The sequence below is a fragment of the Coleofasciculus sp. FACHB-1120 genome, assembly GCF_014698845.1.
Taxonomy (GTDB): domain Bacteria; phylum Cyanobacteriota; class Cyanobacteriia; order Cyanobacteriales; family FACHB-T130; genus FACHB-T130.
Window position 1 is genome coordinate 15,068 of the sequence record NZ_JACJTV010000016.1, and the last position, 15,193, is coordinate 30,260.

A 15,193-nucleotide genomic window follows, 5' to 3' on the forward strand; every position below is an offset into this window, starting at 1 on the left:
AAAAGTAGAAATTTGAGAGATTTCTGAGCGATGCGAGTGCTAAGCGCCTACCGGGAATCCTAACCAGAAAAAAAAACCCCTTGACAGGGGTTATGTTGGTCTCTACTGAAGAATATTTATCGAGATTTAATCCGAAAGCGTGAGGGGATAGGTTTAACCTCGGTTTTTAATTAACATCACTTGCACAATCTGCACCGCTAGAACTTTGTTCTGAGTAATGTTCTAATTACTGAATATTTTGCTGAACAAACCCATCGCAGTCATTCCTGGGAGGGACAGTAAGTATTTACTTGTCCTACACGATTGATGCTGATGATTCCGGAAGTCTGTCAACTTCAGTTCGCTGCTTGGTTGAGGGTAGCGCGAGTGCTAGATACGTACTTTTAACAGTCAAACTATTTGAGCGATAACTTTCAGCGATCGCTGTTTAACGAGAACTGAAGTTACCGTGATGGGACGTTGTCGCTAGCTTTTTCAATCTTGTTGATCGCTACTAAACCCAGGTAAGAAGCCGCAAGGAGAAAGATAGTTGAAGCTAAATAGGCGTTTTCAAGCATCCGTAGCGCGGTTTCAAAAGTAATGTATGTCGTCATGGTTTAGCCTTCTCAGCTCTGGGCTGTTGTTGTTCTTCCCTTATTACCCCACAAGCTGGCTACTAATTTCCTCAGAAGAATCACTAGATTTAGGCTAAGAGTCACAAATTTCCCGGTAATTACACGGGTTAGGCTGAACAACTCAGTAATCTTTAGAAAATTATAAATACTAAAATTAACCGTAAAAACACTGGGGCTACCGACGGTTTTACTGGGTTTGCAGAGTTACAAGCTTGTCTTTTTTTATTTTTTATACGCTTACATTTTTTGGTTCTTTACAGCCTTAATACTTTCCCTGATTGAGTAGCCCTCAACCCTTTCCCGGCTAACCTTTCGTGTGCGGCAGTTAGGTAGAAGGCTTGAGGATGTAATGCCGTGAAATCTTTAAAATCTTACTAAAGACAGATGAATTATATAGTTTATTAAAAAAAACTGCACAAGCGATAGAACAGTGGAGTATGTATGCGATCGCACATTTCCACAATTCCTCCCCTCTTGAGGTTGCACCTGATGGCATGGCGATTTTTGTCTCAAGTCTCCTCAAAACCTGCAACAAAAACAACTTTCCCTAAGAAACTGGTAACGCCGAGTCTCTTACAGACTTTAGTTTTTAGCAGACTGCTGATTATCTTTAAATTTGCAATCAGATAAATAAGAGTTCCCCTTAACGAGGAAGATATTGAGGCTTTTCTATCTAGCAGTCAATTACCTCTTTTATTCCTTGTTCGCCGTTGCTGCTTATAGGGATTGCTAGTTAAATGAATATTTTTTTAAGATACACTTATAAAGTGTTGATTTCTAACTGTATTTTCGGTTATAAATATTGTATATATTTTCCATTAAATATTTTTATTTAGTTTTGCTATTTATGCTGGCTATAGGTTCCAACCCAGGAGTAGCGGGGAGAAATCAAGTTAATTGAGCATCTCGATTTGTTAGATTTTCGGCAAATTGTAAAATTGGTAACGGATACACCTATCTTAAGTTTATCAAAAGAAAATAGAGTTTGCTTTAAAAAAACAAAGATAATTTTAAATACTGTATTCAAAATCACTTAATGACTTAATAATCGGATATTTCTTTAGAAAAATTACTCCTTCCTTTCGATAGAAGCAAGGGTTTAAAACAGGGATTAAATTAGTGGGAGAATTATAAGAAAAGGACGGCAACCATGTTTGCTATAGGGGATGATGTTCTTAGTCAAAAAACCGGAAATACTGGTAAAGTAGTTGGCTACGGGCATGAAATGGTCAACGGGGTTTATTTACCAACCATCAAAGTGCTTATAGCTGAAAGTTTAAAGTCTGGAAAAAAGGCTTTTGTAGAGGAGGACTTGCATTCAGCATGGATTCAACAGCAGGCAGCTAGCGCTCTCTCTGCCAAATAAATTTTTAGTAATAAATTAGAGGAGCGTGACAAGTGAGAACAAAGCCGGAGAAGCAATTCTTCGGCTTTGTTTGTATCTAAACGCTTTAAATTATTAGATTGCACCCGATACCGCCCAATAGATGTCGTTCTAAGAATCAATGTGCCTTTATCAAGCGCTCAGCCGATTGTAGAACAAAAATAAAGTTCCCCAAGAGCGGTAATATCGTATTTACTTATCACTGATGAAGATATTATCCTGGCGGGTTTTCCGGTTAGTCTGAGGCGTCGGGTAGAATCGAGGGAGCTTGTGTTTTCATCTAATTCTAGTCTGTGACCAGTGCTGCCCACTGTATTAATCCGGATTGTTCGCGTCCCTATCCCCAGCCTTGGGGAAACAAATTTTGCAACTGTTGTGGGGCACCGCTACATCTGAACAATCGTTATATTCCTCTCCAGACTTTAGGCGCTGGTGGGTTCGCTGCCATTTATACAGTCTGGGATTTGCAGTTGGCAACAGACCGGGTGCTGAAGGTATTATTGGAATCTTCATCAAAGGCGCAGGAACTGTTTGAACAAGAAGCATCTGTTTTAGCAAGTCTGCATCATCCGGGCGTCCCTAGCGTCGAGCCAGATAGCTATTTTGTGGTGAATTTGGGTCATCCCTCTTACCGGCGTCTGCCTTGTCTGGTAATGGAAAAAATCAACGGTCAGACATTGCAAGATATCCTGGATCGCCACTATCCTCAAGGGTGCCCGGAGTCGCTGGTGACGAATTGGCTGAAGCAAGCACTCGATATTTTACAAGAGTTGCACCGACGGCAGATTATTCACCGAGATATTAAACCCTCCAACTTGATGCTGCGTCAGGAAACCGGGCAATTGGTAGCAATTGATTTTGGCGGGGCGAAACAGATGGGCACCGTCCAAGTGGGTCAAGAGGCAAGTTCAACGCGGTTGATTTCTCCCGGATACAGTCCGCCAGAGCAGATTTTTGGGGGTGCGGTGGGACCTGCGGCAGATTTCTATGCGCTGGGTCAAACGATGATTCACTTGCTCACGGGTCGATATCCCCCGGAGTTGGAAGACCCGGCGACAGGAGAGTTGCGTTGGCGTCATTGTGTCCCGGTGAGTCCCGTCTTCGCTGATTTGCTGGATGATATGGTGCAGGCTGATGTGCGCCAGCGACCGGCGACGGCTGTGGAAATTCAGCAGCGTCTGGCTGGGGATTCTTCAATGAAGACGAAAACCAGCCAGGTTCCGCAGTCTTTCTCGGATGCGATCGCATCCATCGCCAGCAGAAGTCTGAAGCTGTTGTGGGTCGCGATCGCCTCTATTGTGACGCTAGCGGGTCAAACGGCTCTTTTCGTGGTTCGAGCGATCGCTAAAGTTGTGACAGCTTGCCTGGATACACTTTGGGAGATGGTTGTCGGCGGGATTGCAGGGGGTGTGTTTGCAGTTACTGGCTTCTGTTTGGCTTATGTGTTCCCTTTGGGGACTCATTTCGCCGCTTTGCTGGCGCAACTACCGTCTGTTTTCCCCTATATTCCACCCCCAGTCGGACAAGCCATTCTCTTGTTTACGTTCGCTGGATGGGGAACGGCTTGGGGTCTTACTGAAGCAGGAGGGTTTGGTCAACGCAAGCGTCGTTTAGTCGCTGGACTAATGGGTGTCTTCGGCTATGGGTTGGGGTGGCTGGTTTGCCATCTGATGCCTGCTGGAACGGTGCTGCAAATGGTAACGTTGATTGCAGTTGCTGTTGGCCCGCTAACGCTCGGTCTTGGTTTGCCGAGTCATCAACTGGTTCACGCCGTTGTCGCCGCAGCTGGCACAGCCGGAGTTTTTGCGGGTTTAGGCTTTTTTACTCTCAGTGCGTTCGATCTCCTCCCCAGCCTTGGTTTTTTCAGTCTTCTGGGTGTCACCATAGCCTTCTGGCTAGGCGTGAGTTACTACTTGGTTGTGCCTTTTCTGCGTTGGTTGGGCTGGCGTTAACGGTGTGTCGCCTGAGCCGTGATCGCTCAATCCCCGGAATTTGCGATCGCATCTTGGAAGCACTACTTGAGCAGACCGATTTAATTAGCAGCTCATGACAAAAAAAATTTCCCTATTGGCAATGGTTCTGATGTTGGGTGCTTGTAACTCTACAACGAATTCTAACCAGTTCACATCAACAACATCGACAAATTCCCCAATTCCCTCAACTTCCCCAACTCCTTCAACAGTGGCTGAGTTACCCGATTTGCAGTGTCAAGGCGAAGTCCCGCAAGCTGTGAAAGCAACGCTAGGCGAACACCGCCTCGCCAAGGAATCCGATTTTGTGCCATCGATTCGCAACTTTAAGTCTAGTGAAACTCCGAACCAGAAGTTTACTTGCAGCATCTTCTCGGCTGATTTTAATCAAGATGGGTTGAAAGACTATGCCATGTTGTTAGTGGCTGAAGAAACGGCTGACTTCCGGTTTCAAATCGCACTGAATCAAGGCAATGAAAAGTTTGAGCGATCGCTCGTGAAAGATTACCGGCGCATCACGAAGCCAGAAGAAGGGGTAATTTACACTTCAATGGACTTCAAACCCGCAGGAGAAAAAGGTTTAGCTAACCGCAAGTATAGCCCTTTGAAAGCAGAATCGTCAGAAGAAAAGACTTATATTAATACACCAGCAATTGAATTGTGGAAAGTTAGCAAAACCGATGAACCACCCAAACAACTTGATGTAGATTCTCTCGCTTACTGTTCTGAAGCTTTGTATTTCGTAGAGGGCAAACAAAAGAATTTTGCAGTCTGCGATTAAGTCCTTATTTAAGCGACAAGTCTACCTGTCTTGGATAAAATTAGAGAAATCTGTTTTTTAGAAAATGGGCTTCTCTAATTTTTTTTGTTTGTATCTACTTATTTATCATAGAGTCAGTAGTCTTAGGGAAATTAGTCATGTTAGAGTACAAGCCACCGAAGTATTTTCCCTCTTCCGAGGAGCTACCCGATTCTGACGAAACGCCTGTGGATAATGAACTGCAAGATTTAATCCCCGGTTTGCTAAAAGCAATATTGGCTATGGCTTGGGCAGATCGCATGGATTGGTTTTTTGGCGTAGATATGGGAATTTACTACGATCCGGATAAACCAGCCATCGTCCCCGATGGATTTCTTAGCTTAGGAGTCGAGCGGTTCTTTGATGAAGAACTTCGCTTAAGTTATGCAATTTGGGAAGAAGAGCGTGTGCCCACGATGGTGTTAGAGGTTGTATCCCAAACTTATCGGAAAGAATACAGCCAGAAAAAGCTAGATTATGCAAATTTAGGGGTTTTGTACTACGTAATTTATTCCTCCCGTCGTCGCAGAAAGCCGCATCTAGAAGTGCATCGGTTGGTTGATGGCGAATATGTGTTGCAGCCAGGAAACCCGGTTTGGCTACCAGAAATGGGATTGGCGATTGGTGCAGAACGGGGAATTTATCAAGGAATAACGAGGGAGTGGCTGTACTGGTACGACAAGCAAGGGCAAAGATTGCTGACACCGGAAGAACGCGCCCAACTTGCCGAACAACGCGCCCAACTTGCCGAACAACGCGCCCAACTTTTAGCAAAACAACTTCGTGCGATGGGGTTAGATCCAGACTCGCTAGCTTAATATCTCGTTAGTTCACCTAGGCTGGGCTTTGCAGGCTACCGATACGTCTAGACTTTAGCAACGGGCTAATATAAGCGATCGCTCAAGCAGATACATGACTACAAGCTTTGCATAATTAGCTGAAGGCGATCGCTACTTGTTGGCAGTTAGTATTTTTTTACTTCTTGATAAAGTAATTCTTCCGGCAATGCTAACTTTAATTTATTTTTATAACCTGAAGAAATCGCCTATAAATCGGCGATTGTTACCTAATTTTTTATGCATAAAGTATCGAAATCTATAGGCTCGACTATGTCGGCGGAAAGATATTTAGATTTTGGGATGGTTGTTAATAGTACGTTTTGAGATCAATCAATCCTAGTAGCGATCGCATCACCTCCAGCTAGCTGTATATAGCCTCTATCGTGGTTTTGTCAAGGTTCAGAATCACTGCTTTTGTAAATATTCTGCAATCGCTTTCTATTTACCGATTATTCAGTAATCGCTCACAGTCTTTATAATTGAATTACTAAAGGGCAGTTGATATTTTTAACCACTCTTATCATGAAATAAGCGTTCACTCAATTAATAAATCCGTGCTGACTCGTATTAAAGACATTGCTGAAAAACTAGCGCCTCGCCTGATTGAAATCCGACGACATATCCATGCTCACCCAGAACTAAGCGGTCAAGAATACCAAACTGCTGCCTATGTTGCTGGCGTGCTGTCTTCCTGTGGGCTTCACGTCCAAGAAGCTGTTGGTAAAACTGGCGTAATTGGAGAGTTGAAAGGACAAGGTATCGATGAGCGACTGCTGGCAATTCGCACTGATATGGATGCTTTGCCCATTGTAGAACGTACCAGTTTAGAGTATGCCTCGCGTCTTCCGGGAATCATGCACGCCTGCGGTCACGATGTCCACACCACGGTGGGGTTAGGCACGGTGATGGTGCTATCCCAGCTCGGAGATACCTTACCGGGAAATGTGCGCTTTGTGTTCCAGCCAGCCGAAGAAATTGCCCAAGGAGCTGGGTGGATGGTTGCAGATGGAGCGATGGAGAATGTCAGCGCGATTATGAGCGTTCACGTTTTCCCGTCTATCCCGGCAGGATCGGTGGGAATTCGTTACGGTGCTTTGACAGCAGCCGCAGACGATCTGGAGATTATTATTAAAGGCGAATCTGGGCACGGAGCGCGTCCTCATGAGGCAGTTGATGCTATTTGGATTGCGGCACAAGCGATCGCGTCTCTTCAGCAAGCGATTAGCCGGACACAGAACCCGCTGCGCCCGGTCGTGCTAACGATTGGTAAAATCGAGGGCGGACGCGCCCCAAACGTGATTGCCGATCATGTGCGATTATTGGGAACTGTGCGATCGCTGCATCCAGAAACTCATGCCAGTCTACCCCAGTGGATCGAGCAGATTGTCTGCAATATCTGTAAAACTTACGGTGCTACCTGCGAAGTCAACTATCGCCGGGGAGTCCCTTCTGTACAAAATGACTCAGCGCTGACTCAGTTGGTGGAAACAGCTGCCAAAGAAGCCTGGGGAAGCGATCGCGTCCAAATTTTACTGGAACCCTCTCTCGGTGCGGAAGACTTTTCAATGTATCTGGAACACGCTCCCGGTACGATGTTTCGGCTAGGCGTGGGATACCCGGACAGAAAAAACTACCCGCTACATCATCCCCAATTTGAGGTGGATGAATCTGCCATTATTACCGGCGTCGTTACCCTCGCCTATGCTGTCTGTAAATATTGGCACCATCGCTAAAAGCATTTAAATTCCCTCGATTTTCTAACTCCAGAAGGATAAGTCTCTGGAGTAAATCTCAGTATGCTGCAAATAATACAACTTAAAATTCAAAACTACTTATGGCCTCACCCACACCTCTCAAAGGTTTAGAGCTGGTTGATTGTGCTAAAGCAAATGCAAAACAGGGAGTTGAAACTGCGGCTCATCTGTCAGGTTATGGTGAGGATTTAGGCACCTTTAAGCGAGAACTCAAGAAAGCTTGTGAAGATATGGGCGTTACTTTCCATGAGTTGAGTGATTTGATTACCGATCAAGAAGCTTTAATGAGTATGGAAGGGGAAATCGTTGCTCCTGATACAGCAACAGAATTGTAGACGCAAAATTTTATCTGAAACGTTTAGTTTCACGCATCTCAAATTCGTTTGAATCGCCATCATTTGAAACCTCATCTCCAAACCCTCTTTGCCAGGGGGTGGGGTGAGAGCGAAGCGGCCAGAAGTGCGGTTATATCCCCTTCCGGCACGCTACGCGGGCGAGAATGCGCTAGGTTCTTCAAGCGGATTTGATATCACCTTCTTAATGACTTCCTGATTCAACTGACATCCAGTTACTCGCTGCTTCTACAACTTCAAAATTAGCCGCGCCAAATTAAAGTAAATCAGTACGCCCAATACATCAACTGCCGTTGTAATAAACGGCGCTGACATCAAAGCCGGATCTAACCCGACGGCGCGGAAGATAAACGGAAGACCGGAACCCGCAACTGATGCCAAAACCGAGATAGCCACCAAACTAATCCCTACAGCCAGCGAGACAGCCCAATCTCCATTCAGGAGCCAGAAAGCCCATAACGTTGCCACGGTGCCTAACATCACTCCCAGGAGTGCCCCAGCGATCGCTTCTCGCATTACCACCTGTGCTGGCCCCATTTCTCGAAGTTCTTCGGTATTCAAGCCCCGAATCACGACTGTCGAGGATTGAGAACCTACATTCCCGCCAGTCCCGGTTAACAAGGGAATAAACGCCGCCAGCGACACCACTTGCCGAAGAATTTCCTCTTCCGCTTTGATAATCGTGCCGGTGACAGTATTGGTTAGTAGCAAAACGAACAACCAGACTACGCGCTTGCGAGCCACCGTGAGTAAATCCGTCTGGAAATAGTTGTCGCCCCCCGACTGGAGACCGCCCTGTTTGTAAATATCCTCCGTCGTTTCTTGTTCGATGATGTCAATCACGTCATCAACGGTGACAATGCCCACCAAACGCTTCTCCCGGTCTACCACCGGAACGGCAAGAAAGTCATAGCGCCCGATCAGCCGCGCCACTTCTTCCTGGTCATCGCTGGTATAAATACACACTACATCACGGGTCATGATATCCCCAATCTTTTGATCGGGATCGGCGATGACCAAGTCGCGCAAGGATAAAATTCCCGTCAGGTGACGGGCGGCATCCGTAATATAGAGGTAATAAATAATCTCAGTAGCATGGGCTAAACTGCGAATTCGGTCTAGCGTTTCCGCCACCGTCATGTTTTCTTTCAAAGAGATATACTCTGGGGTCATCAATCGTCCAGCAGTACCCGCCTCGTAACCCAACAACTGCGCTGTCGCTTGGCGTTCGGTGGGGGTGAGCTGTTCGAGCAGACGACGGACAACGGTAGCGGGCAGTTCATCAAAAAGTCGTGCCCGGTCATCTGGGGACATTTTATCAACAATGTCTAGAACTTCCTGCCGACGGAATTCCTCGATCAGCGCCTGCTGCACGCTGGAGTCTAGATATTCATAAACTTCGATCGCCTCGTCTTTGGAGAGCAAGCGAAAGGCGATCGCTTGCATCGCCTCTGGCAACCCTTCAATGGCTTCTGCAATGTCCGCCGGTTGCACCGGGACGAGGATTGCTTTTGCCCCCTGAAGGTCTTCCGTCTCAAGCAGCATTTGCAGCTGCGTTCGGACGAGCTGCCGGAGTTCGCTGCGCGAGACTGTCTGGAAGGGAGTATTAGTGTCAGTCAAGGTAGACCCTCTTAATCCAGTGTTAAGTTTGTTGCTGCTTTTAGTCTAAAGGGCATTGGTACGGTTGTTTTCGTGGGATTTAAGAGTAAATGCAGCACCAATGAGAGCCAACCGCCCTATTTAATCAATTGTTGACATTTTTCCTCGACCAATCTAGTCTCCAAGGATCGAGAATTGAAGACTCTGGGAATGGCGCGTGTTAAGCAGTCATGGTTTTTTTTACCGCCCGATCCGAGCTAGAAGCGTGCCTAGCTCAACGCTAATAATTCCAAGTATGGCGCTCGCTGCCCAGTAAATACCGGCGGTGGCATAACTGCGATCGCGCAATAGACTATAGGTTTCTAACCCATAAGTGGAGAAAGTTGTGTAAGCTCCTAAAAATCCGGTTGTCACCATCAACCGCACATCTAGGGGAATATTGGCTACCCGTTCTAAGACCAGAGTGGCAAAAAAACCCATTCCAAAGCAACCCGTAAGGTTGATAAAAAAGGTGCCGTAGGGAAAACTGGTGCCGAAGCGTTGGGCAAACCAGAGGGTGAGATAGTAGCGACTCAATGCTCCAGCGATCGCTCCTAAACTGATGGCAATGGGATGACGAATCGCGGGGTCTTGCAGCATTTAGCTCGAAAATTAGAGTCTCAGGCTGAGGGAATGAAGGGTCTCCAAGCCAGCGATTTCTCATAGGAGGTCAGGTTAGTTAACCCGTTCCTTTGCTGTCGCTTTCTCCCCACAACCCTCTGGAATTATACCGATAGGCTGAAGGAAATATACTACCGAAATGCTATTTCTGATATAGCGCTTTATTTAAGCAGATGCCTTCAACGAGAGCAAGCGGAGTGAATCAGTTTAGAACCGTTGCCTGATTAGGTCTGTTTAGTGCGCCAATCACTGCCGTCAGCTACTGGTTCATTGGTGGTTGGACGGGTGCCTTGGTAGGAATTGGTTTAGTAGCTGTGATGAACCTACGAACTCTACCATATATACAATCGCGACACGTTAACTCAAGCCGTTGCTATCACAATTGGTAGTGCGATCGCGTTTCTTGCCCAAATAGATTAGCTACCTCTGATGATCTATAGGTCTGTACGAGCATTTCTTCAATTTTCCGGTTTTTGAAATTACCAGCCGAACCTTACTAAAAGCTAATCTTTTTCACTCAAAACCCTACAAAGGAGATATAGCCGTGAATACAGAAGTACCTAATAATACAGAAACCGCCATAACCGTTAGCCCGGAGACAAAGGCTATCGTTGATGAAAATATGGCAGGCGAATCTGAAGATTTGAAGCGCGAAACGATGGCACTAATTGACGCCATTAAAAAACGGGCGCAGGTAGAAACGAAATCGGCTAGTGAATATACTCGTGATGCCTATCTCAATGCAGTGAAACAAGCACGGGAGAAGATTGAACAGGATAAGCTGTTCGATCCAGAGCGAATTTCCTACTCGATCAAACTCATCCAAATGGACGCAGAGAAAAACTGGGAGTCCATTGTGAAGGAAGTGTCAACTTTAGGCGATCGCCTAGCCGAAGCTGCTAAAGCGGCTTGGGATGTGCTAACAGCTCCTCGCACCCCTTCTTAATGTTGAAATAGTAAGACACGCGCTGATATAAAACGGAGGCACTCAGCTAGCTGGGTGTCTTTCTAATTTTTTAGCTCTAAATTCGGATAGCCTAATCTAGTCAGGCATTACAAGCAAGCTTTACAATTTGACTGACAATAACAGGGTTTACTTCAGATGATTAACAAATATTGATTCCTTAAATCTTTGCTGCGATTGGATAGGGTACTTTTATGAAAATTGCAACCTGCCACAACAGATTGCTTGTCGCGGCTGCTAGCGTCCTATTTGGATTAGCGATCGCTCTAATTTCTGGATGTGAAGCAATCTCAAATTTTCGGACTTCTCAAGTTAATTTTGATGCAACTGGGGGAGAAGCCCGTAATCTGCAAATAGTTATCCCGGTTAAATTTAGCTGGGCTGATTCATTTTCAGAAGAGCTGGCAGCAGTCAAAATAGACGGCAAATGGGGCTATCTTGATAAGAAAGGCAACTTGGCAATCAAACCGCAATTTGATAATGCGGAATCTTTTTCCCAAGGGTTAGCGGCAGTCAACCTAAAGAACAACTGGGGCTATATCAATAAGAGTGGCAACTTTGTCATTAAACCAAAATATGATTTGGCTAAGACTTTTTCTCAAGGGCTGGCAGGGGTAAAGATAGATGGAAAATGGGGCTATATCGATAAGATTGGCAACTTGGTAATTAAACCAAAATTTGATTTGGCTGAATCTTTTTCTATGAGCGATCACACTGAGTCAGCCTTAGAGCTTGCGGCGGTAGAAATCGGTAAAAGATGGGGCTATATCGATAAGAAAGGCAACTTTGTCATTCAGCCCCAGTTTGATTCGGCTGAATCTTTTTCTATAAGCGATCGCACTGAGTCAGCCCTAGGACTCGCGCCAGTAAAAAAAGACAACAAATGGGGCTACATCGATAATCGGGGAGATGTTATTATTCCGTTGGAATTTGATGAAGCTAAGTTTTTTTCGGAAGGACTAGCCGTAATATCCAGTAATAATAAGTGGGGGTATATTGACAAAATGGGATATATTGTTATTCCACTCCAATTTGATTGGGCTGGGGGCTTTTCTCAAGGATTGGCGGGGATAGCGCTAAGCAATAAAGTGGGCTATATTGACAAGGCAACCAATGTTGTCATTCCCCCACAATTTGATAATATTTATAACTTTTCAGAAGACCTAGCAGCGGTAAAGAAGGGCGACAAATGGGGCTATATTAATAAGAGTGGCAAGTTCTTAATTAAGCCCCAATTTGATAGCGCTCGCTCTTTTTCGCAAGGGTTAGCAAAAGTTATGATTAGCAATAAATATGGTTATATCCGTAAACCTCTCTCTTGAGTGTCTCCTATCTAAAAACATAGGAGAATGGAGAGTCAGCGGTCGCGGAGGCTTCAGGAGAGTGCAGCGAGAGCCTGTTGAATTTCCCCGGCTCTCGTTGCGTTTATTGAGGTTTATTTGCAAGGAGACCTATAACACGCCTTTAGAACTGGGGATCGTACCGCCACGACGGGGATCAACTTCGATTGCCATGCGGAGCGATCGCGCAAACGCTTTGAACGTCGCTTCAATAATGTGGTGCGAATTAATTCCATCTAGTTGGCGAATGTGCAGCGTCATCTGGCTGTGATTTACTACCGCCACAAAAAATTCCCGCACCAGCTGGGTGTCATAAGTCCCGACTCGCTGAGTGGGAATCTCTAAGCCATAGCTGAGGTGAGGACGTCCGGAAAAATCTAACGCTACCTGAACCAACGCTTCATCGAGAGGGGCGAGGAAATTCCCAAACCGGACAATTCCCTTACGATCGCCCAGTGCTTGATGCAACGCCATTCCTAGGGTAATTCCCACATCTTCATTGGTATGGTGGTCATCAATTTCCAAATCTCCCGTCGCTTGCACATCCAAATCAATCAAACTGTGAGAGGCGATTTGATGCAGCATATGGTCTAAAAACGGAATGCCGGTTTTGGCATTGCAAGTTCCATTCCCGTCTAATTTGACGGTGACGATGACATCCGTTTCCCCCGTCTTGCGGGGAACCCTTGCCATGCGAGGAGACAAAAGCTGTTCAATGCTTGGAGAAGGTGGAAATTGGCGATCGCGTGCCTGCATCGCAGATGCTCACTCAAGAAAATAAAGTTAAGTTTATTATCCTACGTTCCTGAGCATCTGGGAGACGCGAAAGCCTTAAAAATGCAAAATTAAAAATTAAAAATTAGCAGAATCTTTCCTTTTTAATTTTTAATTTTTAATTTTTGATTCTTTCTACATCCCCATAATCTCGTATCCCGCATCGACATACAGCACCTGACCTGTAATGCCACTTGCCAAATCGCTACACAAGAAAGCAGCCGCATTTCCCACTTCTTTCTGAGTTACAGTGCGTCGCAGCGGTGCCACTTCCTCAACGTGATGGATCATATCCAGGATGCCACCTACCGCCGAGGATGCCAAAGTGCGGATGGGACCCGCCGAAATTGCATTCACGCGAATATTCTGTGGACCTAGTTCAGATGCCAGGTAACGGACACTCATTTCCAATCCAGACTTGGCAATTCCCATCACGTTGTAGTTGGGGATCACCTTAACGCCGCCTAGATAAGTCAGTGTGACAATACTGCCACCTTCTGTCATCAGCGGTTTTGCTGACCCGGCAAGTTGCACCAGAGAATAGGTGCTAATTTCTAGAGCCTGAGTGAAGCCAGCACGGGTAGTGTTGCTAAAATCACCTGATAAATCTTCCTTGTTCGCAAAGGCAAGACAATGGATCAGGATGTCTAGCTTGCCCCACTTATCGCGGATGGCGTCAAATGTAGACTGAATTTGGGTCTCATTCTGGACATCGCAGGGTAAAAACAAGCTGGGGCTGAGGGGTTCTACTAACTCTGCCACTTTTTTTTCAAAGCGACCTCGGTCGTCTGGCAGGTAAGTCACTCCTAGATTCGCACCCGCTTGGTGCAGTTGCTGAGCAATCCCCCAGGCAATCGATCGGTTGTTGGCGATGCCGGTAACAAGGGCGTTTTTTCCGGTTAAATCTAGCATAAATGTCGATTTTGAAGGCAATATTAGAGGATATCCGATTTAGGGGAGTATTCAAGATCGCGATCGCTCTGATCGAGGCTGTCCAGGACGGGTAAGGGTCATGCCTCCCGACTGACCATGCATCACACCTGATGGCGCAGATACTGTCGAGTATCTAAATTTCCCGTAACAATCTTACTTGCCTTAAGCGGTGAGAGAACTAAAGAGCGTCGCCGGGTAGACTACTTTAAAATTATGTATCGAATAGCACAAAAACCGCCGGGAAGTCAGTTTATCTGTGTCTAATGTCAGAAAACTCTCATAGTTGTTTTGCTATGGTTAAAGTTCCTCCGACAGAAAGTTGCAGAAGTCTGTAGGGCAGCATTTAGGAAGAAGGAAGTGGTAGTGACGCAAGATAGACCGCTAGCAGCTGTGTTCCGTCAATTGGGAGGTGGGGCGTTTCCACCCGTGGTGGAAACTTTTGAGCGGGGCAAGACAATCTTTTTCCCAGGAGACCCGGCTGAACGGGTATACTTTTTGCTCAAAGGTGCAGTCAAGCTGTCTCGTGTGTATGAAGCCGGGGAAGAAATTACCGTGGCGCTGCTGCGAGAAAACAGCGTTTTTGGGGTCTTGTCCTTAATTACGGGGCATCGTTCAGATCGGTTTTATCATGCCGTAGCATTTACGCCAGTGGAGCTGCTTTCGGCACCGATCGATCAAGTAGAGCAATCACTCAAAGATCCAGAGCTATCGATGTTGATGCTGCGAGGGCTTTCTTCGCGCATTTTGCAAACAGAAATGATGATTGAGACCTTAGCTCACCGAGATATGGGATCGCGCTTGGTGAGTTTTCTGTTAATTCTGTGCCGCGATTTTGGTGTCCCTAGCGCCAATGGAATTACGATCGATCTGAAGCTTTCTCACCAAGCGATCGCTGAAGCAATCGGCTCCACTAGGGTAACTGTCACCCGCTTACTGGGAGATTTGCGGGAGGAAAAAATGATTTCTATCCACAAGAAAAAAATTACGGTACACAACCCAGTTACACTGAGTCAGCAGTTTACTTGAAAACAGCTAGAGGCTCTGGTCAGGTTGTGGGTTAGGTTGTCGGTTAAAACGGCATGGTAGCGCGAGCAAGTTATCAAGTTTTAACATTTAGTCAGGAGTTGAGTTAAAAGGTGTCAGGTTTTAAGCGGAGAGTTTTCAACCTTCCAACCTTTAACTTTTCCGATTTCACCTTCGATCTTTAATT

The 15,193-nt window shown here is 45.9% G+C and carries 14 protein-coding genes; 9 read left to right on the plus strand and 5 right to left on the minus strand.

Annotated features, from left to right (window positions below; all coding sequences use genetic code 11):
- Positions 1 to 443: 443 nt before the first annotated feature.
- A complete protein-coding gene (locus tag H6H02_RS15535) occupies positions 444 to 593 on the minus strand; it encodes a hypothetical protein (protein WP_190819292.1) in 150 nt (49 codons plus the stop codon).
- A gap of 1,171 nt (positions 594 to 1,764) precedes the next feature.
- On the opposite strand from H6H02_RS15535, the gene H6H02_RS15540 reads away from it, so the two are divergent.
- The 6 genes from H6H02_RS15540 to H6H02_RS15565 all read left to right on the plus strand — a co-directional run bounded on the left by H6H02_RS15540 (position 1,765) and on the right by H6H02_RS15565 (position 7,695).
- The gene (locus tag H6H02_RS15540) at positions 1,765 to 1,980 is read left to right on the plus strand and encodes a hypothetical protein (RefSeq protein ID WP_190819294.1); all 216 of its coding nucleotides are present in this window, start codon (positions 1,765 to 1,767) and stop codon (positions 1,978 to 1,980) included.
- Between the two features lie 311 nt (positions 1,981 to 2,291).
- On the plus strand, positions 2,292 to 3,950 hold the full coding sequence (locus H6H02_RS15545) for a protein kinase (RefSeq protein WP_190819296.1): 1,659 nt from the start codon (positions 2,292 to 2,294) through the stop codon (positions 3,948 to 3,950).
- Positions 3,951 to 4,044: 94 nt separating this feature from the next.
- Entirely contained in the window at positions 4,045 to 4,749 is a 705-nt protein-coding gene (locus tag H6H02_RS15550; RefSeq protein WP_190819298.1) for a hypothetical protein, read from the plus strand.
- Positions 4,750 to 4,886: 137 nt separating this feature from the next.
- Positions 4,887 to 5,585: a Uma2 family endonuclease gene (locus H6H02_RS15555; RefSeq protein WP_190819300.1), complete on the plus strand. Its 699-nt coding sequence runs from the start codon at positions 4,887 to 4,889 to the stop codon at positions 5,583 to 5,585.
- Positions 5,586 to 6,160: 575 nt separating this feature from the next.
- Positions 6,161 to 7,339: an amidohydrolase gene (locus tag H6H02_RS15560; protein WP_190819302.1), complete on the plus strand. Its 1,179-nt coding sequence runs from the start codon at positions 6,161 to 6,163 to the stop codon at positions 7,337 to 7,339.
- Between the two features lie 101 nt (positions 7,340 to 7,440).
- A complete protein-coding gene (locus tag H6H02_RS15565) occupies positions 7,441 to 7,695 on the plus strand; it encodes a hypothetical protein (protein WP_190819304.1) in 255 nt (84 codons plus the stop codon).
- 246 nt (positions 7,696 to 7,941) lie between these two features.
- Here H6H02_RS15565 and mgtE read toward each other — a convergent pair whose 3' ends face one another.
- Both mgtE and crcB read right to left on the minus strand, forming a co-directional pair.
- A complete protein-coding gene (gene mgtE, locus H6H02_RS15570; RefSeq protein WP_190819306.1) occupies positions 7,942 to 9,333 on the minus strand; it encodes a magnesium transporter in 1,392 nt (463 codons plus the stop codon).
- 219 nt (positions 9,334 to 9,552) lie between these two features.
- Positions 9,553 to 9,951: a fluoride efflux transporter CrcB gene (gene crcB, locus H6H02_RS15575; protein WP_190819308.1), complete on the minus strand. Its 399-nt coding sequence runs from the start codon at positions 9,949 to 9,951 to the stop codon at positions 9,553 to 9,555.
- Between the two features lie 565 nt (positions 9,952 to 10,516).
- Between crcB and H6H02_RS15580 the strand changes: the two genes are divergently transcribed.
- On the plus strand, positions 10,517 to 10,918 hold the full coding sequence (locus tag H6H02_RS15580; RefSeq protein WP_190819310.1) for a hypothetical protein: 402 nt from the start codon (positions 10,517 to 10,519) through the stop codon (positions 10,916 to 10,918).
- Positions 10,919 to 11,130: 212 nt separating this feature from the next.
- Positions 11,131 to 12,258: a WG repeat-containing protein gene (locus tag H6H02_RS15585; RefSeq protein ID WP_190819312.1), complete on the plus strand. Its 1,128-nt coding sequence runs from the start codon at positions 11,131 to 11,133 to the stop codon at positions 12,256 to 12,258.
- Positions 12,259 to 12,387: 129 nt separating this feature from the next.
- Here the strand turns inward: H6H02_RS15585 and hisB are convergent, their stop codons facing one another.
- Both hisB and fabI read right to left on the minus strand, forming a co-directional pair.
- Positions 12,388 to 13,032 carry an imidazoleglycerol-phosphate dehydratase HisB gene (gene hisB, locus H6H02_RS15590; RefSeq protein WP_190819320.1) on the minus strand — a complete coding sequence of 215 codons (645 nt, stop codon included), beginning with the start codon at positions 13,030 to 13,032 and terminating at the stop codon, positions 12,388 to 12,390.
- Between the two features lie 153 nt (positions 13,033 to 13,185).
- Positions 13,186 to 13,962 carry an enoyl-ACP reductase FabI gene (fabI, locus tag H6H02_RS15595; protein WP_190819324.1) on the minus strand — a complete coding sequence of 259 codons (777 nt, stop codon included), beginning with the start codon at positions 13,960 to 13,962 and terminating at the stop codon, positions 13,186 to 13,188.
- Between the two features lie 378 nt (positions 13,963 to 14,340).
- Here fabI and ntcA point away from each other — a divergent pair, with 378 nt between their 5' ends.
- Positions 14,341 to 15,009, plus strand: coding sequence for a global nitrogen regulator NtcA (gene ntcA / locus H6H02_RS15600; protein ID WP_190819325.1), 669 nt, complete (start codon positions 14,341 to 14,343; stop codon positions 15,007 to 15,009).
- Positions 15,010 to 15,193 lie beyond the last annotated feature (184 nt).